Origin of the sequence: Actinophytocola xinjiangensis (assembly GCF_001921215.1) — a bacterium.
GTDB classification, from domain to species: Bacteria; Actinomycetota; Actinomycetes; order Mycobacteriales; family Pseudonocardiaceae; genus Actinophytocola; species Actinophytocola xinjiangensis.
The window spans coordinates 1,109,031-1,134,410 of sequence record NZ_MSIF01000001.1 but is presented as its reverse complement, the minus strand read 5'-3'; the positions used below and the strand labels follow the sequence as shown (position 1 = coordinate 1,134,410).

At 72.0% G+C, this 25,380-nt stretch carries 16 protein-coding genes; 11 read left to right on the top strand and 5 right to left on the bottom strand.

Annotated features, from left to right (window positions below):
* The coding region (locus BLA60_RS04855; RefSeq protein ID WP_154814107.1) for an AMP-binding protein at window positions 1–4,484 on the bottom strand (4,484 nt) is incomplete at its 3' end.
* Window positions 4,485–4,643: 159 nt separating this feature from the next.
* Between BLA60_RS04855 and BLA60_RS04850 the strand changes: the two genes are divergently transcribed.
* From BLA60_RS04850 to BLA60_RS04840, 3 genes are all read left to right on the top strand, one after another.
* The gene (locus BLA60_RS04850; RefSeq protein WP_084734625.1) at window positions 4,644–5,663 is read left to right on the top strand and encodes an FkbO/Hyg5 family chorismatase; all 1,020 of its coding nucleotides are present in this window, start codon (window positions 4,644–4,646) and stop codon (window positions 5,661–5,663) included.
* On the top strand, window positions 5,660–6,868 hold the full coding sequence (locus BLA60_RS04845; RefSeq protein WP_075131395.1) for a 3-deoxy-7-phosphoheptulonate synthase: 1,209 nt from the start codon (window positions 5,660–5,662) through the stop codon (window positions 6,866–6,868). The genes BLA60_RS04850 and BLA60_RS04845 overlap by 4 nt, the downstream gene beginning before the upstream one ends.
* A 73-nt stretch (window positions 6,869–6,941) precedes the next feature.
* The gene (locus BLA60_RS04840) at window positions 6,942–7,550 is read left to right on the top strand and encodes a dTDP-4-dehydrorhamnose 3,5-epimerase family protein (RefSeq protein WP_075131538.1); all 609 of its coding nucleotides are present in this window, start codon (window positions 6,942–6,944) and stop codon (window positions 7,548–7,550) included.
* A gap of 58 nt (window positions 7,551–7,608) precedes the next feature.
* On the opposite strand, the gene BLA60_RS04835 is transcribed toward BLA60_RS04840, so the two are convergent.
* Genes BLA60_RS04835 through BLA60_RS04825 form a run of 3 tightly spaced genes read right to left on the bottom strand, consistent with a single transcriptional unit; the run spans window position 7,609 to window position 11,077 of the window.
* Window positions 7,609–8,718: a DegT/DnrJ/EryC1/StrS family aminotransferase gene (locus tag BLA60_RS04835; RefSeq protein WP_075131394.1), complete on the bottom strand. Its 1,110-nt coding sequence runs from the start codon at window positions 8,716–8,718 to the stop codon at window positions 7,609–7,611.
* Window positions 8,715–9,701, bottom strand: a complete 987-nt coding sequence (locus BLA60_RS04830; protein WP_075131393.1) for an NAD-dependent epimerase/dehydratase family protein — start codon at window positions 9,699–9,701, stop codon at window positions 8,715–8,717. The genes BLA60_RS04835 and BLA60_RS04830 overlap by 4 nt, the downstream gene beginning before the upstream one ends.
* Window positions 9,698–11,077 (bottom strand): NDP-hexose 2,3-dehydratase family protein, encoded by a 1,380-nt coding sequence (locus BLA60_RS04825; protein WP_075131392.1) that lies wholly within the window; start codon window positions 11,075–11,077, stop codon window positions 9,698–9,700. The genes BLA60_RS04830 and BLA60_RS04825 overlap by 4 nt, the downstream gene beginning before the upstream one ends.
* Window positions 11,078–11,213: 136 nt before the next feature.
* On the opposite strand from BLA60_RS04825, the gene BLA60_RS04820 reads away from it, so the two are divergent.
* The 4 genes from BLA60_RS04820 to BLA60_RS04805 all read left to right on the top strand — a co-directional run bounded on the left by BLA60_RS04820 (window position 11,214) and on the right by BLA60_RS04805 (window position 15,285).
* Entirely contained in the window at window positions 11,214–11,927 is a 714-nt protein-coding gene (locus BLA60_RS04820; RefSeq protein WP_075131391.1) for a class I SAM-dependent methyltransferase, read from the top strand.
* Window positions 11,928–11,991: 64 nt separating this feature from the next.
* Window positions 11,992–13,119, top strand: a complete 1,128-nt coding sequence (locus BLA60_RS04815; RefSeq protein WP_075131390.1) for a glycosyltransferase — start codon at window positions 11,992–11,994, stop codon at window positions 13,117–13,119.
* Window positions 13,116–14,024, top strand: coding sequence for a putative sugar O-methyltransferase (locus BLA60_RS04810; RefSeq protein ID WP_075131389.1), 909 nt, complete (start codon window positions 13,116–13,118; stop codon window positions 14,022–14,024). Before BLA60_RS04815 ends, BLA60_RS04810 begins: the two co-directional genes overlap by 4 nt.
* Window positions 14,025–14,037: 13 nt before the next feature.
* Window positions 14,038–15,285, top strand: a complete 1,248-nt coding sequence (locus tag BLA60_RS04805) for a nucleotide disphospho-sugar-binding domain-containing protein (RefSeq protein ID WP_084734624.1) — start codon at window positions 14,038–14,040, stop codon at window positions 15,283–15,285.
* 42 nt (window positions 15,286–15,327) lie between these two features.
* Here BLA60_RS04805 and BLA60_RS04800 read toward each other — a convergent pair whose 3' ends face one another.
* On the bottom strand, window positions 15,328–16,362 hold the full coding sequence (locus BLA60_RS04800; RefSeq protein ID WP_075131388.1) for a zinc-binding dehydrogenase: 1,035 nt from the start codon (window positions 16,360–16,362) through the stop codon (window positions 15,328–15,330).
* Window positions 16,363–16,496: 134 nt separating this feature from the next.
* Here BLA60_RS04800 and BLA60_RS04795 point away from each other — a divergent pair, with 134 nt between their 5' ends.
* From BLA60_RS04795 to BLA60_RS04780, 4 genes are read left to right on the top strand one after another with little or no spacing between them, the layout of a single operon-like run.
* Window positions 16,497–16,877 (top strand): phosphopantetheine-binding protein, encoded by a 381-nt coding sequence (locus tag BLA60_RS04795; protein WP_075131387.1) that lies wholly within the window; start codon window positions 16,497–16,499, stop codon window positions 16,875–16,877.
* Complete coding sequence (locus BLA60_RS04790) at window positions 16,874–21,601, top strand: type I polyketide synthase (protein ID WP_281257410.1); 4,728 nt, start codon at window positions 16,874–16,876, stop codon at window positions 21,599–21,601. The genes BLA60_RS04795 and BLA60_RS04790 overlap by 4 nt, the downstream gene beginning before the upstream one ends.
* Entirely contained in the window at window positions 21,598–24,636 is a 3,039-nt protein-coding gene (locus BLA60_RS04785; RefSeq protein ID WP_075131385.1) for a non-ribosomal peptide synthetase, read from the top strand. Before BLA60_RS04790 ends, BLA60_RS04785 begins: the two co-directional genes overlap by 4 nt.
* Before the next feature lie 3 nt (window positions 24,637–24,639).
* The gene (locus BLA60_RS04780; RefSeq protein ID WP_075131384.1) at window positions 24,640–25,380 is read left to right on the top strand and encodes a thioesterase II family protein; all 741 of its coding nucleotides are present in this window, start codon (window positions 24,640–24,642) and stop codon (window positions 25,378–25,380) included.

The window sequence follows — 25,380 nt, the reverse complement described above, 5'->3', positions numbered from 1 at the left end:
TCACACAACTCACGACCCATACCCACCCGCTGCGCACCCTGACCAGCGAACACGAACCCAACCCGGCCAGGCCGGGCGATCCCACGAGCGACCTCCACGCCGTCGAGGACCACCGCGCGATGCGCGAATCCGCTGCGCCGCAACAGGGACACACCGATGTCGGCCGGTGATCCGGACAGTCCGGCGAGCCTGGCGACCTGCCCGTCCAACGCGGCGCCGGAGGCGGCCGACACGACCCAGGGCACACACCCCGGAGCCGTCGATGACGGGACGGGTTCGGTCGGACCCTGCTCCAGGATCACGTGCGCGTTGGTGCCGCTGATCCCGAACGACGACACGGCGGCGCGGCGCGGTCGTCCCTCCGCCACCCACTCGCGGTTGGCCGTGACCAGTTCGACCGACCCGGCCGTCCAGTCCACTGTGGAGGACGGTCGGCCCGCGTGCAGGGTCGCCGGCACGACACCGTGACGCATCGCGGCGATCATCTTGATCACGCCGCCGACACCGGCCGCGGCCTGCGTGTGCCCCAGGTTCGACTTGAGTGACCCGAGCAGCAACGGCATGTCCCGGTCCTGACCGTAGGTCGCGAGCAGCGCCTGCGCCTCGATCGGATCACCCAACGACGTGCCCGTGCCGTGCGCCTCCACCACATCGACGTCCGCCGCCGACAGACCGGCCGACGCGAGCGCCGCACGGATCACCCGCTGCTGCGACGGACCGTTCGGCGCGGTCAACCCGTTCGACGCCCCGTCGGAGTTGATCGCCGATCCACGGACCACCGCCAGGATCGGGTAGCCGAGCCGTTCCGCGTCCGAACGCCGCGCCAGCACCAGCATGCCGACGCCCTCCGACCAGCCGGTGCCGTCGGCGTCGTCGGAGAACGCCTTGCATCGGCCGTCCGGCGCCAGCGCCCGCTGCCGGGAGAACTCGACGAACACCTGCGGTGAGGCCATCACCGCGGCCGCGCCGGCCAGCGCGAGGTCGCACTCCCCCAGCCGCAGCGCCTGCGCGGCCAGGTGCAATCCCACCAGCGACGACGAGCACGCCGTGTCGATCGTGACCGCCGGGCCCTCCAGCCCGAGCGTGTAGGCGATCCGGCCCGAGGCGACGCTGCCCGCCGAGGCCGTGCCCAGGTACACCTCCAGGTCGCCCGGCACGGTGGCGTACCGGGCACCGTAGTCGTGGTGCATGAGTCCCGCGAACACCCCGGTTCTGCTGCCCCGCAGGGAGGCCGGGTCGATGCCGCCGGACTCCAGCGCCTCCCAGGCCGTTTCGAGCAGCAGACGCTGCTGCGGGTCCATCACCAGGGCCTCGCCCGGCGAGATCCCGAAGAACAGGGGGTCGAAGTCGCCGACACCGTCGAGGAACCCTCCCCGGCTGGTATAGGAGGTGCCGCTCTCGTCCGACTCGACGTCAGCGAACAGGGACCCGAGGTCCCAGCCCCGGTCGGTCGGGAAGTCGCCGATGGCCTCGCCTCCGGCGGCCACCAGACGCCACAGGTCGGCGGGTGACTCGATGCCGCCCGGGTAGCGGCAGCTCATGCCGACGATCACCACGGGGTCGTCGGCGCGCACCGCCTCGACCCGCCTCTCCGAGGTCGCGGCGGCCTCGACCACGCCGCCCAACTCGGTGAGCAGGTACCGCGCGACCGCCCGCGAGGAGGGATGGTCGAAGGCGACGGTCGCCGGCAGCGCCAGGCCCGTCGCCTCGGCCAGCCGGTTACGCAACCGCACCGCGGAGACCGACGTCAGCCCCAGGTCCCTGAACGCCACCCCGGCGGCGATGTCGGCGCCACCGTCGAAGGCCTCGCCCAGTACGGCCGCCACCTCGTGACGGACCAGCTCCAGCAGCAGGGTCTCCTGGTCGGCCGGTCGCAGCGCCATCAGCCGGGCCGTCAGCTCGCCGCGCACGGTGTCGTCCACCGCCGACCAGGCGACGGCCTCCTCCTCGGCCTCGCCGCGCAGGGTCAACGACGGCTCGGCGCCCGCCGGGCCGGGGGCGATCAGGCACACCTCACCCGCGGACATCGCCGCGTCGAACAGGGACAGTCCCTCCCGCACGGTCAGCCCGTCCGGCGCCCACCGCGTCGTCGCCAGGAAGACCCCGCCGCGCGCACGCACCAACGCCGCGGCCGACGCGGCCCGCGCCGCACGGTCCTCCCCTTGCGCACCGATCACGTCGCCGACGCCGGTCACCACCACAGGTCGGGCGTCCGCGCCCAGCGCGCACAGGGCGGCGAGGTCGTCACCGGCGTTCGAGGTGTGCACCACCGCGGCCACCGGTCCGGTCAGTTCGGCCACCACGGCGGCCGCCGTCCACCGGTCGGTGAGGTCCCCGGCCACCGTCGCCACCTCGGCACCGAGCGCACCCAGCCTCGCCACCAGGTCGTCCCCGCCGACGGCGGTCCCGACCAGCAGCAGGTTGCGTACCCCGTGCCCGCTCACCAGCTGCGTGGCGATCGCGGCGCCGACCGGATCGGCCGCGCCCGTCAGCAGGACCACGTCCTCGGGCGCGAAGTCCCGTGTCGGGCCGAGCGGCACCCGTGCCAGCCGAGGTACCAGCGCCATCCCGTCGCGCACGGTCAGCCAGGGCTCTCCCGACTCCACCAACCTGGCCAGCTCGTCACGCGCCAGGCCGGGCTCGTCGATGTCCACCAGCACCAGCCGCCCGGGCGACGCCGCCCGCAGCCGGGCCCACTCCGGATCGGCCGCGAAGCCGTCGGTCACGGCCTCGCGGGTCACCACGGCCAGTGTCGTACCGCCGTTGCGCTCGTCGGCCAACCAGGCGCGTACCCGGCCCGCCAGACCGGCGATGGCGCACGCCGCGACGGTGTCCTCTCCTGGATTCGCGTCGAACGCCGTCCACCGCAGCGGTTCCACCTGCTCGGTGTCGGCCAGGGGCCGCCAGCCGACCCGGAACAGGCCGTCGACCGATCCCGCGCCCGCACCGAGCAGCCTGCGTGGTTCGTCGTCCAGTTCGCGGCGCAGGATCTTGCCCGACGGTGTCCTCGGCACCCGCGTGATCGCGTGCACCTCCTCGGGCACCTTGTAGTAGGACAGCTGTTCGCGGCACGCGGCGATCAGCGCCCGGGGGTCGACCCCGTCCGGGCCGGGCACCACCAGCGCGACCGGCACCTGCCCGAGCACCTCGTGCGGTTTGGCCGCCACCGCCACCTCGACGACACCGGGCTGGGAGGCGAGCACCGCCTCGACCTCACCGGGATGGATGTTCTCCCCGCCACGGATGATCAGCTCCTTGATGCGGCCGGTGATCGTGAGGTAGCCGGCCTCGTCGCGGCGGGCGAGGTCGCCGGTGCGGTGCCAGCCACCGGGCGGTGGGGTGGCGCCGGTCGCCGGATCGTAGTAGCCGAGCATCACACCCGGGCTCGACACCCACACCTCGCCCTCGGCACCCGTCGGCACGTCGAGACCGGTCTCGTGGTCCACCAGCCGCAACGACAGCCCCGGCACCGGCAGCCCGCACGATCCGGGCACCCGTGTCCCGGCGGGCCAGTTGGTCGCGATGGGGCCGCAGGTCTCGGTCGAGCCGTAGTGCTCGATCAGGTCAGCGCCGAACGCGTCGAGGACCGACTCGCGCAGCGCCTCGGAGGCGGGCGACCCGGCGGTCATGCACATCCGCAGCGAGCCGAGCGGCTCGCCGCGACTGCCGCGCTCGCGGGCAGCGGCCACCAACTGGTGGTACATGGTCGGCACGGCGGCCAGGTAGGTGATCCGCTGGTCGGTCAGCAGTGCGAGCGCCTCACCGGCGGAGAAGGTGTCCATGACGTACGCGGTCGCGCCGACCGCCGTCACACCGAGCACGCCCAGGTTGTGCCCGAGGCTGTGGGACAGCGGAAGCGGCCACAGCAGCCGGTCCTCGGCGGACAGTCCGAGAATCGGCGCGTAGCAGGACGCGATCGTCCACAGCGAGTTGCGGGTGGTGCACAGCGCGCCCTTCGGCTTGCCCGTGGTGCCCGAGGTGAACAACAGGTAGGCGGGCTCGTCGAGGCCGAGGTCGTCGCGCGGGGGCTCGGGAGCGGGCGTACCGGCCAGCGACTCGTAGGCGTGCACGCCGCGCGGAAGGGAGGTCCCGGTCGCCACGACCGTGCGACCGCCGGCGACCCGCGTCACCTGCGGCAGGCGCGACTCGTCGGTCAGCACCGCCACCGCGCCGCTCTCGGCGAGCACGTGCGCCAACTCGGCGTCGCTGATCCTCGGGTTCACCGGCACGCACACCCCGCTCGCGCGCGCGACCCCGTGGTAACCCTCGACCATCTCGACCCGGTTGCCGAAGTGCACGGCGACCCGGTCGCCCCTGTCGACGCCGAGCGCGGCGAGGTGCCCGGCCAGCCGACCGGTCCGCCGCTCGAGCTCGGCGTAGGTCACCTCGCGGCGGGAATCGAGAAAGGCGACGCGCTCGCCCGCGCGCGTCGCGTGCGCGCGTAGGAGGTCGTACAGGGGACGGATCAGGTCGGTGCGCAGCACTTCACCACATCCTCGAATGACCGACTTCGGGTGCTCTCACCCTAGGCAGCGCGACGCTAGGGGTTTTTATCGCATTACCCGCCCCAGCACCCCACAAATCCCCCTACTCCCACCCCTAACTGGCGTCGCGCCAGCAGGTGTTGCGCTACTCCTGAGGACGTGAACACCCAGCTCAACGCGCCGACAGTGACCCTACACGGGCTCAAGGACGAACTGACGCCAGATGCCGGCCGCCATCTGCTCGGCGTGGTCGACTTCACCACGAAGTCTAGGGAAATCACTATTGACAGTTCCTGCCCACGAGTCTCGGTCCAGCTCGCCACCACAATTTCGGACGGTTTCTCCGAAGTGTGGACAACCGCGCGACCGGTGACGCCGGGACGGTACGGCGAGATTTCCTACGCCGCCGACGGCGAATTCCTGTTCTGCGCGTTCCACCTGCCGGAGTCGCACACCTACGCCGACGCCACAGAGGCCGCCTACGCCGACGCGTTGGCCCTCACGTCCTCCCTCGGCTACCGACCGTTCCGCATCTGGCACTACATCGGCTCGCTCAACGACCTCAACGCCGACGGGCTGGAGGTGTACCGCGACTTCTGCGTCGGCCGGGCGCGCGTGCTCGAACGGCACGGCATCACCCACGACATGCCGGCGGCCACCGTCATCGGCGCCCACGGCGGCGGGATCGTCTGCTACCTGCTCGCGCACCGGTCGGGCACCCAGGTCAACCTGGAGAACCCGCGCCAGGTCCCCGCCTACCACTACCCGCGCCAGTACGGCCCCAAGGCGCCGAACTTCGCCCGCGCCACCCACCTGGCCACCTGCGACGGCGCCGCGTTCGTGTACGTGTCCGGCACCGCCGGAATCCTCGGGCACGCGACGATGCACGAGGGCGACGTGGCCGGCCAGTGCCGGCTCGCGCTGGACAACATCGCGCACGTCATCGGCTCGGGCAACATGTTCGCCCACGACATCGGCTCGTGCGAGGGGCACGCGCTGACCGACCTGTCGACCGTGAAGATCTACGTCCGGCACCGCGCCGACATCCCGGTGGTGCGCGAGATCTGCGACGCGGCCATCTCCGGCACCGCCGACGTCGCCTACCTCAACGCCGACATCTGCCGCTCCGACCTGCTGGTCGAGGTGGAGGGCATCGTCGCGGTGAGGCCGGGCCCATGACCGCGACATCGCTCCCCGGCGCGCCGCCCACCGCCGAGTGGGACACCCTCCCCGCGCTCCAGCAACCCGACTGGCGCCACCACCCCGCCTACGACCGCGTCCGGGAGAAGCTCGCCGACGCGCCCCCGCTCGTGCTGCCCGAGGAGCTGCGCGAGCTGCGTGCCGGGCTCGCCGCGGTCGCGCGGGGCGAGGCCCGGCTGCTGCAGGTCGGTGACTGCGCCGAGAGCTTCTACGAGAGCACCGCCGAGCACACGGCTCGGCGGATCGCCGCTCTCGACACGCTCGCCGACCGCCTCGCCGATCGGGTCGGCCAGGACGTGATACGGGTCGGCCGTCTCGGTGGCCAGTACGCGAAACCGAGGACGAACCCCACCGAGGTCGTCGACGGGATCACCCTCCCCTCGTTCCGGGGGCACCTGGTGAACTCCGAGGTAGCCTCCGTCCAGGCCCGGTGGCACAACCCGCGCCGGCTGCTGTGGGGCTACCAGTTCTCCGGCGAGGTCCAGCGCGCGCTGCGGGCCCGACGGCTGGAGTCGGTGTCCGGACCATGGTCGAGCCACGACGCGCTGGTCATCGACTACGACGGTGCGCTCGTACGCACCGACCCCACGACCGGCGCCCGGTACCTCGGCTCGACCCACTTCCCGTGGGTGGGCCTGCGGACCGGCGACCCGGCGGGGGCGCACGTCGCGCTGCTGGCCGCGGTCGTCAACCCGGTCGCCGCCAAGCTCGGCCCGGCGACGACACCGGCCGACGCGCTGGCTCTGTGCGCGGCGCTCGACCCCGACCGCGAACCCGGCAGGCTCACCCTCATCGCCCGGGTGGGCGCCGACGCCGTCGCGGCGGCGCTGCCACCGCTCGTCCGTGCCGTCCGCGACGCGGGCCACCCGGTGGTGTGGCTGTCGGATCCCATGCACGGCAACACCCTCCGCACCGAGACCGGGCGCAAGACCCGCCACCTGGACACCATCGTCGCCGAGGCGGCGACCTTCCTGGCCGTGCTGGCGGCCTGCGGCGTACCGGCGGGCGGCCTGCACCTGGAGACCTCGCCGGACCCGGTCACCGAATGTGTCGGCGGAGCCATCCGGTCCGACCGGTCCGAACAGGAACTGGCGACTCGCTACACATCCCTGTGCGACCCTCGACTCAACACTGACCAGGCGGCGGAGCTGGTCGATCGTGTGTTCGTCACGTCGAAGGAGTGAGGATGCCCCCGAACATGGCCACGTGCCGGAGCTCGCGAGTCGGCGGTCGAGAGGCTCACGCGGGGTGGTGCGCGTGAAGGTCCGCGAGCTCGGCGTCGTCGGCGCCTTCGAGTTCACTCCCCCGGTGCACGGCGACGACCGGGGCCTGTTCGTCTCGCCGTTCCTCACCTCGGCGTTCGAGGAGACGCTCGATCGGGTCCTGTTCCCCGTCCGGCAGATGAGCTACAGCGTGTCCCAGCGCGGCGTGGTACGCGGCGTCCACTACACGACGACCCCACCGGGCGCCGCGAAGTACGTGACCTGTCCACACGGGACCGTGCTGGACGTCATCGTCGACCTGCGTCGGGGGTCGCCCACCTTCGGCGAGTGGGACTCCCTCGTCCTGGACTGGAAGCAGCCACGCGGGGTGTACTTCCCGACGGGGGTCGGGCACATGTTCGTGGCGCTGGCCGACGACTCGGTGGTGGCGTACTCCCTGTCGACCGAGTACATCGCGACCAACGAGCAGTCGGTCTCGGTTCTGGACCCCGAGCTCAAGCTGCCGATCCCCGACGACATCGAGCCGATGCTCTCGCCCCGGGACACCACGGCGGACACGCTCGCCGAGGCGCTCGCCAAGGGCAGCCTGCCCGACTACGAGACCTGCCTGGCCCTCGACGAAGGCCGCCTCGAACGATCCTGAACAGACCCTGAAACCACTGCGGGTCGCCGGCTCGACCTGGCGACCCGCAGTGGCGGCTCTACAGCGTGGCCAGGACCTCGCGCAGTGCGTGGATCACCTTGTCCTGCACGTCCTCCGACAGCGACGGGTACATCGGCAGCGAGAAGATCTCGTGCGCGAGCGCCTCGGTCACCGGCAACGAGCCGACCTCGTAGCCCAGCTTCGCGAACCCGGTCTGGACGTGCACCGGCCACGGATAGCTGATGTTCAGGCTGATGTCGTAGCCCTTCAACCGTTCCAGGATGTCGTCGCGGCGGGGATGGCGCACCACGTACACGTAGTACACGTGCTCGTTGCCCTCGGTCACGGCCGGCAGCACGAGGTCGGTGTCGGCCAACGCGTCCGCGTAACGCCTCGCGAGTGCCTGCCGGCCCGCGACGTAGGCGTCGAGCCTGCGCAGCTTGCGCCGCAGGATCTCCGCCTGCACCTCGTCCAGCCTGCTGTTGTGGCCCGGGGTCTCCACCACGAAGTACCGCTCGGCCATGCCGTAGAACCGCAGCCTACGGGCACCCTCGGCGACGCTCTCCTGGTTGGTGATGATCGCTCCGCCGTCCCCGTAGGCGCCGAGCACTTTGGTGGGGTAGAACGAGAACGACGCCGCGTCACCGGTCGCCCCGGCGAGCACGCCGTCGCGCCGTGCGCCGTGTGCCTGCGCGCAGTCCTCCATGATCCCCAGGCCGTGATCACGGGCCAACGCCGTCAGCGGCGCCAGGTCGACGCACTGGCCGTACAGGTGCACCGGCACGATCGCCTTGGTACGGCTGGTGATCGCGTCGGCCACCTGGTCGGTGTCCATCAGGTAGTCCGACTCGCGGATGTCCACGAACACCGGAGTGGCGCCGAGCGCGTCGATCGCCACCACCGTCGGCGCCGCGGTGTTCGAGACCGTGATGACCTCGTCGCCGGGCTTCACGCCCATGGCCCGCAACGCCAGCTCGATCGCGTTGGTGCCGTTGTCCACTCCCACGCAGTGCGCGAGACCGTGGCACGCGGCGAACTCCGCCTCGAAGGACCGCACGCTCTCACCGAGCACCAACTGGCCCGAGCGGAACACCGTGTCCACCGCGTCCAGGATGTCGGCGCGTTCCTCGTCGTACTCGGCCAGGTAGTCCCAGACCCGAACCGTCATGTTCCCTCCAATGGTCGCTCCGCTACGGCGAGTGTTTCCACCAGGACAGCGACCGTGCGGTCGATGCCTTCCCCGGGCGGCACTCTCGGCGCCCAGCCCGACGCGCGCCGGAAGGGACCCGGGTCGATGAGCACGTCACGCGCGTCACCAGCACTCGTGTTGGGCGGTGGCGCCACGGCCGTCACCGGCACCGCGGTCCTTCCGGTGTGGACGGACACCGCGTTCGCCACCGCCGTGAAGATCTCCCGCAGGGACCACTCCTCGCCGGAGCCGAGCACCCAGTGCCGGCCGACGAGCCCGTGCGGGTTGTCGATCGCGGCGAGGATCGCGCCGACGAGATCATCCACGTACAACAGGTCCCGCCGGACGCTCCCGTCGCCCCACATCGTCAGTGGCTCGCCCGCCATCGCCCGGCGCGCCATGCTGACCACCACGCCGGCATCGGCCGGGCCGCCCCGGCGCTGCCCGAAGATCGTCGCCAGCCGCAGACTGACACCGCGCACCGCGCCGGCGGCGTGCCCGTCGAGCAGGATCCGTTCGGCGGCGAGCTTCTGCTGGTCGTAGCCGTCCCTGGGGTCGTCGGGTTCGCTGCCGTCCATCGGGTGCGACGGCGTGACGCCGACCTGGCCGACCGTACCGGTCCAGACGACGAGCGGGGTCTCGTCGCGGCCGGCGAACGTGTCGACCACGGTCCGCATGACATCGACGTTGACCGCCTCGGTGGCCGGGTCGGTGTCGGCCAGTCGCCAGTCACCGCTGTGCTTCACCAGGTGCACGACCATGTCGGAACCGAGGAGTACCGGCGACAACGCCTCGGGTTCTGTCACGTCCACGACATGGGTGGTGACGGTCGCGACGGCGCCCACCGGCGGCTCCAACGGCCGCCGCGCGACCAGTCGGAGGTCGATGTCTCGAGCGGACAGCGCGGCCACGACGGCCGAACCGATGAACCCTCCGGCGCCGAGCACCGTGATGGTCGTCATACGATGGACTCCACGGCGGTGGGGCTGTCCCGCAGCGAACGCAGACAGGCCAGGAGGCTGCGGGTCTGGATGTTGACGTAGTGACTGTGCCGCAGCAACTCGGCGAGCTGCGACACGGTCACCCAGCGGTAGTCCGGGTGCTCGACCGGCTCGTCGACATCCACGATCAGGTTGCGGCTGCGGGTCCGCAGGAACCGGCCGCCTTCCTCGGACTGCGTCACGTCGAGCCGGATGCGGCTCGCGTCCGCGGTGAGGAGCTCGGCGAGGAACGGCGGCCAGGTCTGTCGTGGCAGGTGGATGTAGGTCTCCGGGGCGCACTGCACGGTCGGCGCGATCTCCGCCACGTCGAAGATCCCCGGTTCCACCTTGGCGTGCACCAGAACGTGCGGCACGCCGTCGATCGTGGTCCGCAGGAAGGCGGTCAGCCCCGTGCCGCGGGCGGCGATCATCGGCTGGTCCCAGGTGCCGACCTCACGCCCGTGCGCCTGCACCACCACCCCGATCACGTCGAAGTGCCGCGAGTCCTCGTGCGTGACGATGTTCCCGTCGTAGTGCCACCCGTTCAGCTCGCGAATCGGCTTGCGCCGCACCGAGATGTCCACCGAGGCACGGGTCTCGGTCAGCCACCCGAGCAGTTCGCCGGTGCTGTGCCTGCTCCGCTCGTCTGGCGCGGGCTCGCCGAAGGGCAGGCAGGCGAGGACCGACCGGGTGTCCATGTTGACCACGTCGTCCTGACCGAGCAGGTCGTGCACCTGGGCGAGGGTCAGCCAGCCGAAGCCGTCGTGCACCTCGACGTCGCCGCTCACCTCGACCACCATGTTCCGGTTGCGCTTGCTGAGGAACCAGCTGCCCTGCTCGGACTGACGGACGTCGACCAGAACCCGGTGCCGAGCACGGTCCCGGAAGTAGTCGAGGTACGGGGTCTCCGTCCCGCCGTGCACCCGGGTGTAGTTGCTGCGGGTGGCCTGCACCGTCGGCGACACCTGGATACCGTTGCAGTTGCCCGGTTCGGCCTTCAGCTGCACGAGGCAGTGCAGCACCCCGTCGAACTCCTTGACCAGCAGGCCGAGGATGCCGATCTCCGGTTGGCGGATGATCGGCTGGTCCCACCGGGGGATCGGCATCGACGGGACGTCCACCGAGACACCCTCGATGGTGAAGAACCTGCCGCTGCGGTGGCGGAACGCGCCGGTGTCGGTGCACTCGTACCAGTCGGACAGTGCCGACAGGGCGACCCGTTCGACGTTGGTGTACATCGTCGCCGCCGACGAGCGCATGAGCTCACGGAACGCGTCCAGGTCGCCGACCGTGTCCACGGCCGGCGAGGCCGAACGGGCCAGGCGCTCGGAGATCGAGATGTCTTCCCACCGTCTCATACGACTGTCTCTCGTCCACTACGATGTCTTACCGGGACGGTAGTGCCGTGAGAGCTAGGGAAATCCCTGCCATGGATCTGGGGGGATCTCCACTGGGCCATGCCATAGTGTGGCCGAAAGCAGATGAGGAGATCCCATGTTCACCGAAGCGCACGCCGCCGTCTACGAGCTCCTCTACCGGGGCCGAGGCAAGGACTGGGGCCAGGAGGCCAAGGTCCTGGCGGAGCGGATCAGGGAGATCAAGCCCGACGCGGACTCGCTGCTCGACGTCGCCTGCGGCACCGGCGCCCATCTGGAGACGTTCGTGGACCTCTTCGGCCGCGCCGAGGGGCTCGAACTGGCGGTGCCGATGCTCGAGCTCGCCAGGAAGCGGTTGCCCGGGGTGACACTGCACGAGGACGACATGCGCACGTTCGACCTCGGCACGACCTACGACGCGATGGTGTGCATGTACTGCTCCATCGGCTACCTGGACGACAGCGACGACCTGCGTGCCGCGCTGCGCGCCATGAGCGCGCACCTCAACCCCGGTGGCGTGTTGATCATCGAGCCGTGGTGGTTCCCCGAGCAGTTCATCGAGGGCTACGCCGCCGGCTTCGCCGCCCAGGAGGGCAACCGCGTGGTCACCCGTGTTTCCCATTCCACGAAGGTGGGTCACCAGACCCGCATGGACCTGCGTTACGTGTACGCCGACGACGACGGCATCACCCAGTTCACCGAGATCGACATGCTCTGCCTGTGGACGAAGGAGGAGTACCTCTCGGCGTTCGCCGACGCGGGTTGCCCGGCGACCTACACCCCGGGTTGGCCGACCGGCCGAGGCCTGTTCATCGGCACGAAGGAGTCCTGACCGCCCGGCACGTCAGCCCCGGGTCTAGGGAAAACCCGCCGGCCCGCTGCCTATCGTTGTCACCGTGCGGATCCTCTTCGCTGCCGTCGACGCCTACGGACACGTCTTCCCCCTGCTGCCACTGGCCGACGCCGCGCGCGCCGCCGGGCACGACGTCCTGTTCGCCACCGGGGAGAAACTGTTCCCGGCGCTGCACCGGTCGGGCATCGAGACGGTCGAGGCGGGCATCCCGCACCTGAAGGCCTTCGACCGGGTGATCACCGCCAGGGCGGCGGCGGGGCTGGACATCGCCGAGGAGATGCCGGACATCGGCACCGTGGTGTTCGGCGACGTCGTGCCACGGGCCATGTTCGCCACGCTCCTGCCGGTGATCGACCGCTTCCGCGCTGACCTGGTGGTCAGCGAGATCGGCAACCCCGGCGGGTGGTTCGCCGCGGAGTACGCCGGGGTGCCCGCGATGGGCTCGACGTGGGGACCGGTGATGACCACCGCCATCACCAGCCAGACCGCGGACCGCACCGCGAAGGTGGCCGCCGACCTCGGCGTCCCGGGGGTCGTGCCCTACCTCGACATCTGCCCGGAGTCGCTGCAGACTCCCGCTTTCCGCTCCGGCGTCGAACGGATCCCGATGCGCCCCCTCGGGTGGAGCTTCCCCGACGAGGAGCTGCCCCCGGTGGTGGCGCGGCGCACCCGCCCGATCGTCTACGTGACCGTCAGCTCCGCGCTGGACACAGGGGCCAGCGGACTGCTGCGCGACATCGCCACCGGCCTGGCCCGGCTGCCGGTCGACGTACTGATGTCCACAGGCGTGATGACCGGCGAGGACCTGGCCGGCCTGCCGGACAACGTGCACGTCCACCCGTGGGTGCCGCAGAGCCTGGTCATCCCGCACTGCGCCATGGTCGTGCACCACGGCGGACCCGGCGCCATGCTCAACGCCCTGTCCGCCGGACTCCCCCAGCTCGTGCTGCCGGACACCCAGGCCATCGAGCCCGGCATCTCGGCGGCGGTGCGGGACTCCGGCGCCGGCGCGATGCTGCCCCAACACGAGGTCACCCCCGACGTGATCCATGAGCTGGCGAGTTCGTTGCTCGCCGACGACGCCGTACGCGGGGCCGCGGCCGCCCTCGCCGACGAGATCGCCGCGATGCCGCCACCCGCAGAGGTAGTCGAACTACTGGAGACGCGATGACGACCCACCAGTTCGGAGCGAGCCCGCTGTGGGCGCGCTACAGCCAGACCACGGTGACCGAGGAGCTGGCGACCGATCTCACGGAATTCAAGTCCAGCCCCGAGAACAAACTGTCCATGTGGGACCCGGCGGTGAACGGCGTCCGCTACGTCCGGTCACTGATCTTCCACATCGGCATGGCGCTGTCCGAACAGAACCTGACCAGGCTGCGCGCGATCAACAACCGACGGGTCGGGTCACCGATCACCGTGCACATCAACGGCGAGCCGATGTGCATGGACTACCTGCTCGGCGTGCACGAGCTGGACTTCATCGCACCGCACGTCGCCCTGGACGGCGCGCGGGTCCTGGAGATCGGCGCCGGCTTCGGCCGCACCTGCCACACCCTGCTGTCCAACCACGACATCGCCTCGTACACCATCGTCGACCTGCCGAGCACGCTCGCGCTGTCCCGTGCCTACCTGACCGAGGTGCTGACGCCAGAACAACTCTCGCGCATGTCGTTCGTGACGATCGACGAGGCCGAGGCGCTGTTCGCGGTGTCGCGGTTCGACCTGGCCATCAACATCGACTCCTTCGCCGAGATGACGCCGGAGACGGTGACGAGCTACCTCGCGGCCATCGACGGGACCTGCCGGTGGTTCTACTCGGTGAACCCGGTCGGCAAGTACTACGACCCGACGCTGGACGGACACAGCTACGGCCCCGAACTCGTGAACATGGCCATGGCGACCGGGCCGAGGACACTGCACGAGGTCATCGACATCTCGCACTCCGACCAGGTGCGGGCCAAGGTCCCGGCCTACCTCGACGCCTACCGTCCCGGTGCCGCGTGGCAGTCGGTCGCCGACGACCACCACCTGGCCTACACGCACTACTGGCAGGGCCTGTTCCGGAAGGCCTGAGAGAGGGGTATCCGTGCGCGTTCAGTTCGTGCCGTTCCCGGCGCCGTCGCACTACTGCCTGATGGTGCCGCTCGCCTGGGCCTTCCAGAACGCGGGACACGACGTGCGGGTGGTGACGGCGCCCAACGTCGTCGACACCGTCACCGGCACCGGACTGGCGGTCGAGTCCTACGGGGAGCCCGCGGACCTCAGCCTCGACATCGGCGCGATGACGTGGCTCTCGCGGATCTCCGGCATCGACAGCGGCGGGACGGCCCACGACGACGAACTACGCAGCCTCATCCTCGGGCCGTTCGTCATGCACTACGGTTCGGACGCGCTCCGCGAGACCATGGCGGAGCTGATCGACAAGACCCGCTCGTGGCGCCCGGACCTCGTGGTCTGGGACACCTTCGCGTCCCAGACCATGGTGGCGGCCAGGCTCGCCGGCGCGGCCAGCGCCCGCCTGCTCTGGGGACATGACCCGTTCGGCCGGATGCGCGGGGCGTTCAACCGGCGCAAGGCGCGCGACGGTGTCGAGGACAGCATGGAGATCCTGCTGTCACGGATGCTCGCGAAGTACGACGCGCCCTTCGACGAGCGGGTCGTGGTCGGAGACTTCTCCATCAACCCGCTCCCCATGCTCGACACCGGCTCGACCGAACCGACCGTGGCGCTGCGGCAACTCGCGTACAGCCACACCACGCAGACCCCGTCGTGGCTGTACGAACCGCTGACCAGGCCGAGGGTGTGTCTGACACTGGGCAGGTCCGTACGCGACATCCGCGACAACGACAACTACGGCATCGCCGTCGAGGACCTGTTCGAGGCGGTGACCGACCTCGACCTCGACGTCGTCGCGACGCTGACCGCGGGGCAGGTGCCCGACGGGGTCAAGGTCCCGGACAACGTGCGGCTGGTGGACTACGTGCCGATCCACACACTCATGTCCACGTGCTCGGCGACCATCCACCACTCCGGTGGCACCACGATGATGGCCGCGCTGTGGCACAAGGTGCCCCAGGTGATCATCCCACCGCAGAAGTGGGGCGATCCACTGCTGGCACGGAAGGCGGCCGACCAGGGCGGCGCGATCGTCATCCCGCTCGACGAGCTGACACCCGGCGGGTTGCGCGAGGCACTGCTGCGCGTGCTCGACGAGCCGTCGTTCGCCGAGGGGATGAGTCGCATGCACGCGGCCACCCTGACCCTGCCCAGCCCCAACGACGCCGTCCCGATCCTGGAACGACTCACCACCGAGGCGATCGCCTCCCGCTCGTAGGGCCGATCACCACGTTCCGGCCCCGGCCTCCCGGGGACGTGGTCACGGGACGAGAACCAGCCGGACCGGATCGCCGATCCCGTCCCTGACCCTGGCCACCGCGTCCGCAGCGTCGGCCAGGGCGACGACGCCGGAGACGGAGCGGCTCAGGTCGAGCCGACCGTGCCGGATCAACGTGACCAGCTGATCCACCGCACCGGGCAGCGAACCGTAGTGGCCGAGGATCTGCTGCCCGTTGAACGTCATCGTGGTGGCGTCGTCGACCCGCAACGGCTCTGGCGTCAGCCCGACCAGCACCAGCCGGCCACCGGGGGCCAGACAGTCCAACGCCTGCTCCCTGGCCCGCGCCGCCCCGGCCAGGTCGAACGCGACGTCCAGTCCTCCTCCGGACACCGCCCGCACCGCCGCCGGCAGCTCCGGATCGTCCGGGGCGAACACCGCGTCCGCGCCGAGGTCCAACGCCCGCTCCCGGGCCGCCCGCCTCGGGTCGACCGCCACGATCGGGGCCGCTCCGACCAACCGCAGCAGCTGGACAGCGTGTGCCCCGAGACCACCGGCACCCCACACCCCGGCGGGCCGTGCCGGGCCCGCCCGCCCGGTGCCGGCGACCGCGCCCCACGGCGTCGACACGGCGTCGGGCACGATCGCGGCCTGCTCGAACGGGAGTTCGTCGGGGATCGCGACCAGCGTGTGGTGGCTGGCCACGGCGTACTCGGCCCAACCGCCGTCGTAGTCGATGCCCCTGGCACGCACGGCGAGGCACGGCAGGCGGAAACGCACACAGGTCGCACAGGTCCCGCAGCGCTCGCCGGCCCGCAGCAGCACCCGGTCCCCGACCGACCATCCCGGAACGTCCGACCCGAGGGCATCGATCTCGCCGGCCACCTCGTGGCCCAACGTCACCTCGGCGAGGCCGCTGAACGACGGGCGCAGCGAGCCGTCGATCAGGTGGACGTCGGACAGGCAGACACCGGCGGCCCGCACCCTGACCCGCACCTCGCCCCGGCCCGGCTCCGGCTCGGGTACCTCACGCACGGCGAACGTCCGACTCGCGGTCTCCAACCGTCCGGCCAGCATCGTGGGCGTCCTCCGGTGTCGGGCGGGAAAGGTCGTCCGAACCTTCCCACGGTCCCGTTTCACCGGACGCCACTTCGCGTGTAACCCATTTATGGGACAGTCGACGACGCCGATCATTCGACAGAATACCGACCATGCTGGCTCGTCGTGATCACCATGCGGCACAACCGCCATCCGCATCGGAGATCACCGAGTATCTCATTCAACTCGTCGACGACGTGGCCGGAATTCGGATCGACCGGGACACCGGGCTGCTGGCCAGCGGGCTCACCTCGGCGAACCTCGCCGCGCTCACGGCGGGGGCGGCGGCCCGCTGGAACGTGGACATCCCGGTGGAGGTGTACTTCGGCCGGGGCACCGTGGCCAGCGTGGCCGACTTCGTGCACGCGACGCTGAGCGCTCCCCCGGCACGGCAGGGGAACACCGCACCGGTCAGCGACCGTCGGGCCGGCTCGGCCGCAGAACGAAAGAACCTGAGGAATCAGATTCGTGCGGCAGTGGGGAAAATTCGTTGAGCAGTGAAACAGAACCGCTCGCCATCATCGGAATGAGCGCGCGAGTTCCCGGCGCCGCCACCCCGGGCGAATTCTGGGCGAATCTGTCCGACGGCCGGGAAAGCATTTCCTTTCCCACCGAGGAGGAACTGCTCGCCGCCGGTGTCCGCCCGGGGGTGCTCAGCGACCCGCAGTACGTGCGCGCGATACCCACCATCGACGAGCTGGAGCACTTCGACGGTGACCTGTTCGGCATGAGCCGACGCGAGATGGAGCTGTGTGACCCGCAGATCCGCCTGTTCCTCGAACTCTCGCACGCCGCCATCGAGAACGCCGGGCACGACCCGTTCCACGTCGACGGAGCGGTCGGGGTCTTCGGCGCGACCGGACCGAACGACTACCTGCACCACCACCTGTACAAACGGCCCGACCTGGTCACCGAGGCCGCCGGGCTCACCGTGATGACGTCGAACAACCTCGACTACCTCACCACCCTCACCTCCTACAAGCTGGACCTGACCGGCCCCAGCTTCACCGTGCTGTCCGCCTGTTCCAGCTCGCTCGTCGCCCTGCACCTCGCCGGCCAGTCCCTGCGTTCCGGCGAGTGCGACATGGCCGTCGTCGGCGCGGCCTCGGTCCTGTTCCCCTTCCGCCACGGCTACCGGTGGACACCCGGCAGCGTGTGGAGCCGCGACGGCCACTGCCGGGCGCTGGACGCGAACGCCAGCGGCACCATCTTCGGCAACGGGGGCGCGGCCATCGCGGTCAAACGGCTCACCGACGCCCAGACGGCCGGCGACAACATCCTGGCCCTGGTCCCCGCGATCGCGATCAACAACGACGGCGGGCAGAAGTCGAGCTTCAGCGCGCCCTCGGTCACCGGCCAGGCGGCGGTGGTCATGGAAGCCATGTCCCTGGCCGGGTTCACCCCGGCGGACATGTCCTACGTGGAGATGCACGCCACCGGCACGCTTCTCGGCGATCCGATCGAGATGGCGTCGCTGACCAACGCCTACCGTCTCCTCACCGAGACCGAACTCGAACCGGCGTCGTGCGCCGTCGGCTCGGTCAAGTCCAACATCGGCCACATGGTGGCGGCCGCCGGGCTGGTGAGCCTCATCAAGGTCGTCCTCTCGCTGCGCCACGACACGCTGCCGCCGTCGATCAACGTGACCGAGCCCAACCCGAAGCTGCGCATCGCCGACACCCCGTTCCGGATCGACGACCGGGCACGCCCGTGGCCCCGCGTCGCCGGCCGGCCACGACGCGCCGGGGTGTCCTCCTTCGGCATCGGCGGCACCAACGCCCACCTCGTGGTCGAGGAGGCGCCGCGACGACCGCCGACCCGACCGGACGGCCGTCCTCGGCTGGTGGTCTGGTCGGCCAGGAGCGAGACCGCCGAACTGGACCAGCGTGCCCGGCTCGGCCGGGCGTTCACCGGCGTGGCGGACGACTCCTTCGCCGACGCGGTCGCCACCCTGCAGCAGGGCCGCACGGCCCACCCCGTGCGGGCCTCGGTCACCTGCGCCGACCCGGCGGAGGTGGCGCGGGCACTGACCTCCGGCGCCGACACCCTCGTCGTCGGCCACGCCACCGACCGGGCGCTGGTGTTCGCCTTCCCCGGGGCCGACGAGTGGGACGCGGGGGTCGCCAGGGCGCTGTACGGCACCGTGGGGCCGTTCACGGTGGAGGTCGACGAGCTCGCCGAACTGTTCGAGCGGGCGGAGGCGCCCGTGCTCGACCGGTGGCTGGGCGGCCTGGGCGGCGGCGACGCCGCCGCGACGTACCTGGTCCAGGTCGCGCTCGCCCGCACCCTGCGGGGGTGGGGTCTCGACCCGGTGTCGACCGTGGGCACCGGAACCGGGCGGTTCGCCGCCGCCACGCTCACCGGCGCGCTGGCGGTCGCCGACGCCGTCACCGCGATCACCATGGGCGCCCCGGTCCCGGACGGCCCCACCGAGGACGTCGCCGACGGCGCCTCGGTGGTCCTGCTGGCCCCCCACTGCCCGACGAGCCAGCGACTCGCCGCCACCACACCGGTGTGCGCGCTGCCGCTGGAGGCCACCGACGACGCCCACCGCTGGCTGCTCACGGCGGTCGGGCGGCTCTGGACACACGGCCACCAGGTCAGCTGGCCGGCGCTGGATCCCGGGTACCCGGTTCACCGGGCAGCCCTGCCCGGCTATCCCTACCAGCGACAACGGGCGTGGATCGATCTCCCGTCGGAGTCGCCGGCCGTCGCCGACACCCCACGCGGAGAGCCGACGGTTCCGCTGTACCGGACCGGCTGGGCCGAACGGCCGAGGCCGGCCGCGGCTCCTGGCCCGGCGACCGGCACCGCGGTGGTACTGCTGCCCACGGACTCCCGCGACGACCTCGTTCTCGATGCCGTGCGGGCCGCCGGGCACGTCCCGGTACCGGTGCCCTGGCCGCACCAGGACCGGCGCGACCCCACCGAGGCGCTCGACGCGGCCCTGCGCGACCTGGGCGACCGGGAGGTCTCCCTGCTGGTCCACGCCGTCTCCCTGGACGAGTTCGGCGAGACGACCACCGGCACCGTCGAGGACCACCTGTCACGGACGTTCCTCAGCCTCTTCCTCCTCGCCCAGCGCGCCCCGCAGGTGCTGGGCCGCTCACCGGAGATCGTCGTCGTCACGACCGGATCGTCGGACGTGTCGGGCTGCGAGCGGATCGACCCGGCCAAGGCGACCCTGCACGGCCTGGCCCTGACCCTGCGGCGGGAACCCGGACAGCGCGCCCGGCTGGTCGACGTCGGCCCCCGGACACCGGTCGCCGAACTGGCCGCCGAGCTGACCGCGACCGATGACCAGGACATCGTCGCGCTCCGTGGCCGCCGGCGGTGGATCCGCCAGGAGTCGCCGCTGACCGTCGGCGCCGACCCGGCCGGCACCCCGCTGCGCGAGCGGGGCCGGTACCTCATCACCGGTGGCCTCGGCGGACTCGGACTCGCGCTGGCCAGGGGGCTCACGGAGACCGGCCTTCGGCCCCGGCTCGTCCTGCTGCAGCGGCGGGCGGGCACCGCGCTCGACGCCGACACCTCCGCCCGGCTGCGGGAGATCACCGAACTCGGCGCCACGGTCGACGTGGTGGCCTGCGACGTCGCCGACACCGACCGGCTGCGGGCGACGATCGGCGACGGCGAGTTCCACGGGGTGTTCCACCTCGCCGGTCTGGCCGGCGGTGGGCTGGTGCGGTTCCGCACCCCCGCTGAGGCCATGACCGTGTTGCGCCCCAAGGTGCACGGCACGCTGGCGCTGGCGGAGGCGTTCGGCCAGCAGCCGGAACTGGACTTCGCCATGCTGTTCAGCAGCCAGTCGGGCGTGCGCGGTGTGATGGGCAGCGGCGACTACGCCGCGGCCTGCGCCTTCCAGGACGCCGTCGCGCTGCGCGGTGACTTCCCCGCCCGCCGGGTGCTCTCGGTCGACTGGCCGGCCTGGACCGAGGTCGGCATGGCCGCCAGGGCCTCGGTCGACCTGCGAGCGCTGGCCACCGGTCGCGTCTCCCGCACCCCCACCCCGGCCGAACCACTGACCTGGTCCCGCCGCTGCTGCGCCGAGGACGACTGGTTCCTCGACGAGCACCGCCTCGACGGCGTGCCGATCGCGCCCGGAACCGGGTTGCTTGCCCTGGTCCTGCGGGCCACCCGGGAATGCGGCGTGGTCACCGGACCGGTCGTGGTGACCGACCTGACGTTCCGCGCCTCGCTGATCGCACCGGCGGCGTGCGAGGTCCGCGTCGATCTCCGGCCGGCGGGCGAGGGCTGGACGGCGGAACTGTGGTTCCGGTCCGACGAGGACTGGACACTCAGCACGACGGCACGCGTCGCGCCGGCCGGCGACGAGCCAGGGCGCACGGTCGACGTCGCGGGGCTGGCCGGGACCGAACCGCTGGTCCGCCGGCCGCCCGTGCGCTCGCGGGCGGCGCGGCTGAGTTTCGGCCCGCGCTGGGAGGTCGTCGAGGCGATGTGGTCGCCCGCCGAGCACGAGCGCTACGTCCACCTGCGTCTGCCGGACGTGTTCGCCGACGACCTCGACGAGCACCCGACCCACGCGGCACTGCTGGACATGGCGACCGGGATGCTCTGCTACGGACGGCCCGAGCTGTTCCTGCCGTTCACCTACCGCCAGGTCGTGGTGCACGACGACCTGCCGGCGGAGTTCTTCAGCCACATCAGGATCCGTCAGGACGGCGCCCGGTCGCTGACCGCCGACATCGACCTGTGCACGGCCGACGGGCGACCGCTGATGGAGATCCGGGGCTTCACCATGCTGGTGGCCGGCGGGGCGGAGCCGGCCACCGGCGAGGCACCCGCGCGACCGGGCGCCGGCGAGGCGTCCGGTTTGGACCCCCGGCTCGGCGTACGGACCGCACTCGCGTTGCTGGAGGGCCGGACACCGGCCCAGGTGCTCGTCGGCGAACCGCGCCACACCGACGGCACCGGGGCGGAGGTCGCCGCCGCGCCGCCGGCGACGACCGGCAACGGACGCCCCGCGCCGGGCGACACCCTGGCGGCGGTGCGCGGGATCTGGTCCGACGTCTTCAGCGTGGCCGAGGTGGCCGACGACACCGACTTCTTCGACCTGGGCGGGGACTCGCTCAGCGCCGTCGAGGTGCTCGCGATCGTCCAGGATCAGTTCGGCGTCGACCTCGATCCCTCGGTGATCTTCGACGCCCCGACGGTGCGGGACTTCGCGTCGGCACTCGACCGGGAACGCGGACGATGACCGCCGGTCCGCTCACCAGCAAGGAACGCGGCCAGTGGTTCCTGCACCAGGTCGCCGGGCGGACCGGGATCGGCAACCTCGCGGTGTCCTACCGGTTCCCCGACCGTCTGCGCTGGTGGCCGGCCCAGGAGGCGCTGCGGCTGCTCGGGGCCCGGCACGCCGCGCTGCGCCAGACGTTCGTGAGCGTCGGTGGGACACCGACCCGACGGGTCGCCGCACCGGACGCCTTCGAGATCCCCCTGGACATCGTCGGCGCCGGCACGGACTCGGTACCGGCGTTCGACGAGCTCGTCGCCGGGCTGACCGAGCGGCCGTTCGACCTCGCGGCCGGTCCGCTGGTCCGTGCCACCCACGTCCGGCTGCCGGGCGGCAGCGCGCTGGTCGTCGTCGCGCACCACATCGTCGTCGACTGGCTGTCGCTGGGCATCCTCGCGGAGGACTTCACCCGCGACTACACCCGGCTGGCCGGCGGTGACGGCGCGGAACTGCCGGCCGTGGTGCCGAGCTTCCACGAGCCGCGACCCGACGCCGCCTCGGTGCGCGACTGCGTGGAGAACCTGGCGGGCGCCGACTCCGCCGGGATGAGCCTCGACGGCGCCCGGCCGGTCAGCGGCTCGCCGCGCTTCAGCTGCGGGATGGCGGCCGTCCGGCTCACCGATCGCGGGCCTCTGGCGGGGCTGCGTGGCGAGATGAGGGTCAGCGACAGCGTCGTCATGCTCGCGGCCAGCGCGGCGTTGCTGCACCGGCACGGCGCCGGTGCCGACCTGGTGCTCGGTGTCCCGGTCAACGTCCGGCCGGCGACGGCCGTCAGGGCGGTCGGGTTCCACGTCAGCACCGTCCCGGTCCGCGTCCGGTTCGGACCCGGCACGACCTTCCGCGACCTCGTCGCCCAGGCGCGCGCCGCGATGCGCGACATCCTCGCCGGCCGGGTCGTGTCCTTCGAGGACGTCCTGGAACACGCCGGGCACCGCAGCGCCGACTGGCGCGCACCGCTGTTCCGGCACGTGGTCAACCTCCTGCCGGTCGCCCGGGGAACACCGTCGGACGGTGGCGGCGTCCGGGTACACCGGATCGGGTGCCGCACCGACCTGGAGCTGACCGCGGAACTCGGCACGACCGAGGTGACCCTGCGGGGCTGGTTCGGCAGCGAGATCCACGACCACGACGAGATCCAGGCGATGCTGCGCAGGTTCGCCCCGCTGGTGGCCGCCGCGCACGCCACGCCGGACCGTCCGGTGGCCGACCTGGACATCACCAGCCCCGAGGACCGCCGGCTGCTCGACGACGTCAACGCCACGGCCACCGCCGTGGACGAAGCCACCCTGCTCGACCGGATCCACGCGGCGGCACGGACCTGGCCCGACCACACCGCCATCGTCCACGGCACCACGACGTGGTCCTACCGGCACCTGCTGGCCGGCGCGGAGCGGGTCGCCCGACAGCTGGAGCGGCTCGGGGTGACCCCCGGCCGCCGGGTCGGGGTGGTCGGTCACCGGGGCGCTGAGCTGGCCGCCGCCGTGCTCGGCGTCTGGTCGGTCGGCGCGGCCTACGTCCCGGTCGATCCCACGCTCCCGGCCGCGCTGGCTCAGGCCTACCTCGACGGTGCGGCGGGCCTGCTCGTGCCGGCGGGGGCGGCGCCCGAGGTGGCGGTGCCGGTCGTGGTCGACGTCGCCGAGTTGCTGGCGCGGCCGCCGGACACGGCACCGGGCCGTCCGCGTGGTGCGCGGGCGGAGGAGCCGGCGGTGGTCATCCACACCTCGGGCACGACGGGGCGACCGAAGGGCGTGGTGGTCGGTCATCGCGCGATGGTCAACGTGGTCGGCGACCTCGCCGCGAGGCTCGCGGTCGGGCCGTCGGACCGGGTGCTGTGGTCCACGACGTTCGGCTTCGACGTGTCAGCGCTCGAACTGCTGATGCCGCTGGTCAGCGGGGCGACGGTGGTGGTCGCCGACGACGAGGTCCGGCGGCGCCCGAGTGCCCTGCTGGACCTGGTCACCCAGCGGCGGGTGGGGGTCGTCCAGGCGACCCCGACGCTGTGGCGCGAACTGGCCCCGGTCGCCGCCGGCCGGCTCACCGGGGTGCGGGCGATCAGCGGCGGCGAACCGCTCACGGCCGCGCTGGCCGAGCAGATCCTGGCCACCGGGTGTGCCGTGTTCAACGCCTACGGACCCACCGAGGCCACCATCTGGTCCACCCTCGCCACCGTCACCGCGCCGGTGTCCGAACCGGTCACCATCGGCCGGCCGATCGCCAACACCATCGTCGAGATCCGGGACGAGGCCGGCCGGCGGTGCCCGCCCGGTGTCGTCGGCGAGCTGTGGATCGGCGGTACCGGACTGGCCGAGGGTTACCTCGACCAGCCGGAGCTGACCGGTCTGCGGTTCGTCGGTGAGGGCACCGCGCGCCGCTACCGCACCGGTGACCTGGCTCGCTGGCGCGCCGACGGGTCGCTTGTCCTGCACGGTCGGGCCGACCGGCAGGTCAAGCTGCGTGGCCATCGGATCGAGCTGGGCAGTGTGGAGGCCGTGATCGAGCGTCATGCCGGTGTCGCGGCGGCGGCGGTCTGCCTCACCGAGGGACCGCACGGCGACGACCTGCTGGCCGCGTTCGTCCGGCCCGCGCGGGAGGACGACCCCGGCGATCTGGTGGACGCGGTGTGGCGCCACGCCCGCGACCGGCTGCCACCGCACGAGGTGCCGAACCGGATCGTGCCGGTGGCGGACTTCCCGCTCACCCGCAACGGAAAGGTCGACCACCTCGGCCTCGCGGGGCTGCTGCCCACCACACCGGTCACCGAGCCGCCGCCGGCGGATCCGTTGGTCCGCGAGCTCATCGAGCTCTGGCGCGGGCTGCTCGGGCTGCCGGGGCTCGGCGCCGACGCCAACTTCTTCCTCAACGGCGGCCACTCCCTGCGGGCCGCCGAACTGCTCAGGGAGATCGACCGGCTCGGCCACCGGGTCGACCACGAAACGCTGTTCGCTGCCCCGACCCCGGCGCTGCTCGGCAAGCGGCTGCGCGAGAGGACCGAGGACTGAACCATGTTCACACCGGTACTGGAGGACGTCGCGGGCGCCGGCCCGGTCGTCTACGCCTTCCCCCACGCTGGCGGGAACCTGACCGGTCTCGCGCCGCTCGCGCGTGCCCTGCCGGTCGGCTGCGCGCTGCGCTGTGTCGACCTGCCGGGTCGGCTGGCCCGGGCGCATGAGCCGGCCCGCACCGAGTTCCTCCCCCTGGTGCGGGACCTGGCGGACGCGGTCGCGGCCGAGGTGTCCCGCACGCCGGCGCGGCCCTTCGCGTTGCTCGGCAGCTGCGGCGGCGCCTACCTGGCACTGGAGATCGCCCGCGCGCTGCGTGCCGACCTCGTCCGGCCGCCGGCGGTCCTGGCGGTGCTGTCGGCGGCCGCGCCGGACGTCGCGCCGATCCCGCACCGCGTGGCGGAACTCCCCGCGACCACGCTGTGGGAGTACCTGCGTGGCGGTGACGGCGTCCCCGACGAACTGCCCGACGACCCGGTCTTCCTCGGCCTGGCCGAACGCGCCGTCCGCGCCGACTTCGCCCTGTTCGCCGACTACCGCCACCGGCCGGCGCCACCGCTGGACGTTCCCGTCGTCGCCCTGCGTGGCGCCGAGGACCGTGGTCTGCGGCGCGGTGAGCTGCTCGGGTGGCGGCGCCAGACCACCCGGCCGGCACAGACCGACGACGTCGCGGCGACCGGGCGGTGGCTGGTCGAGCACGCGCCGGACGCGGTCGCCGCCGCGCTGCGCGACTGGTTGACCTGA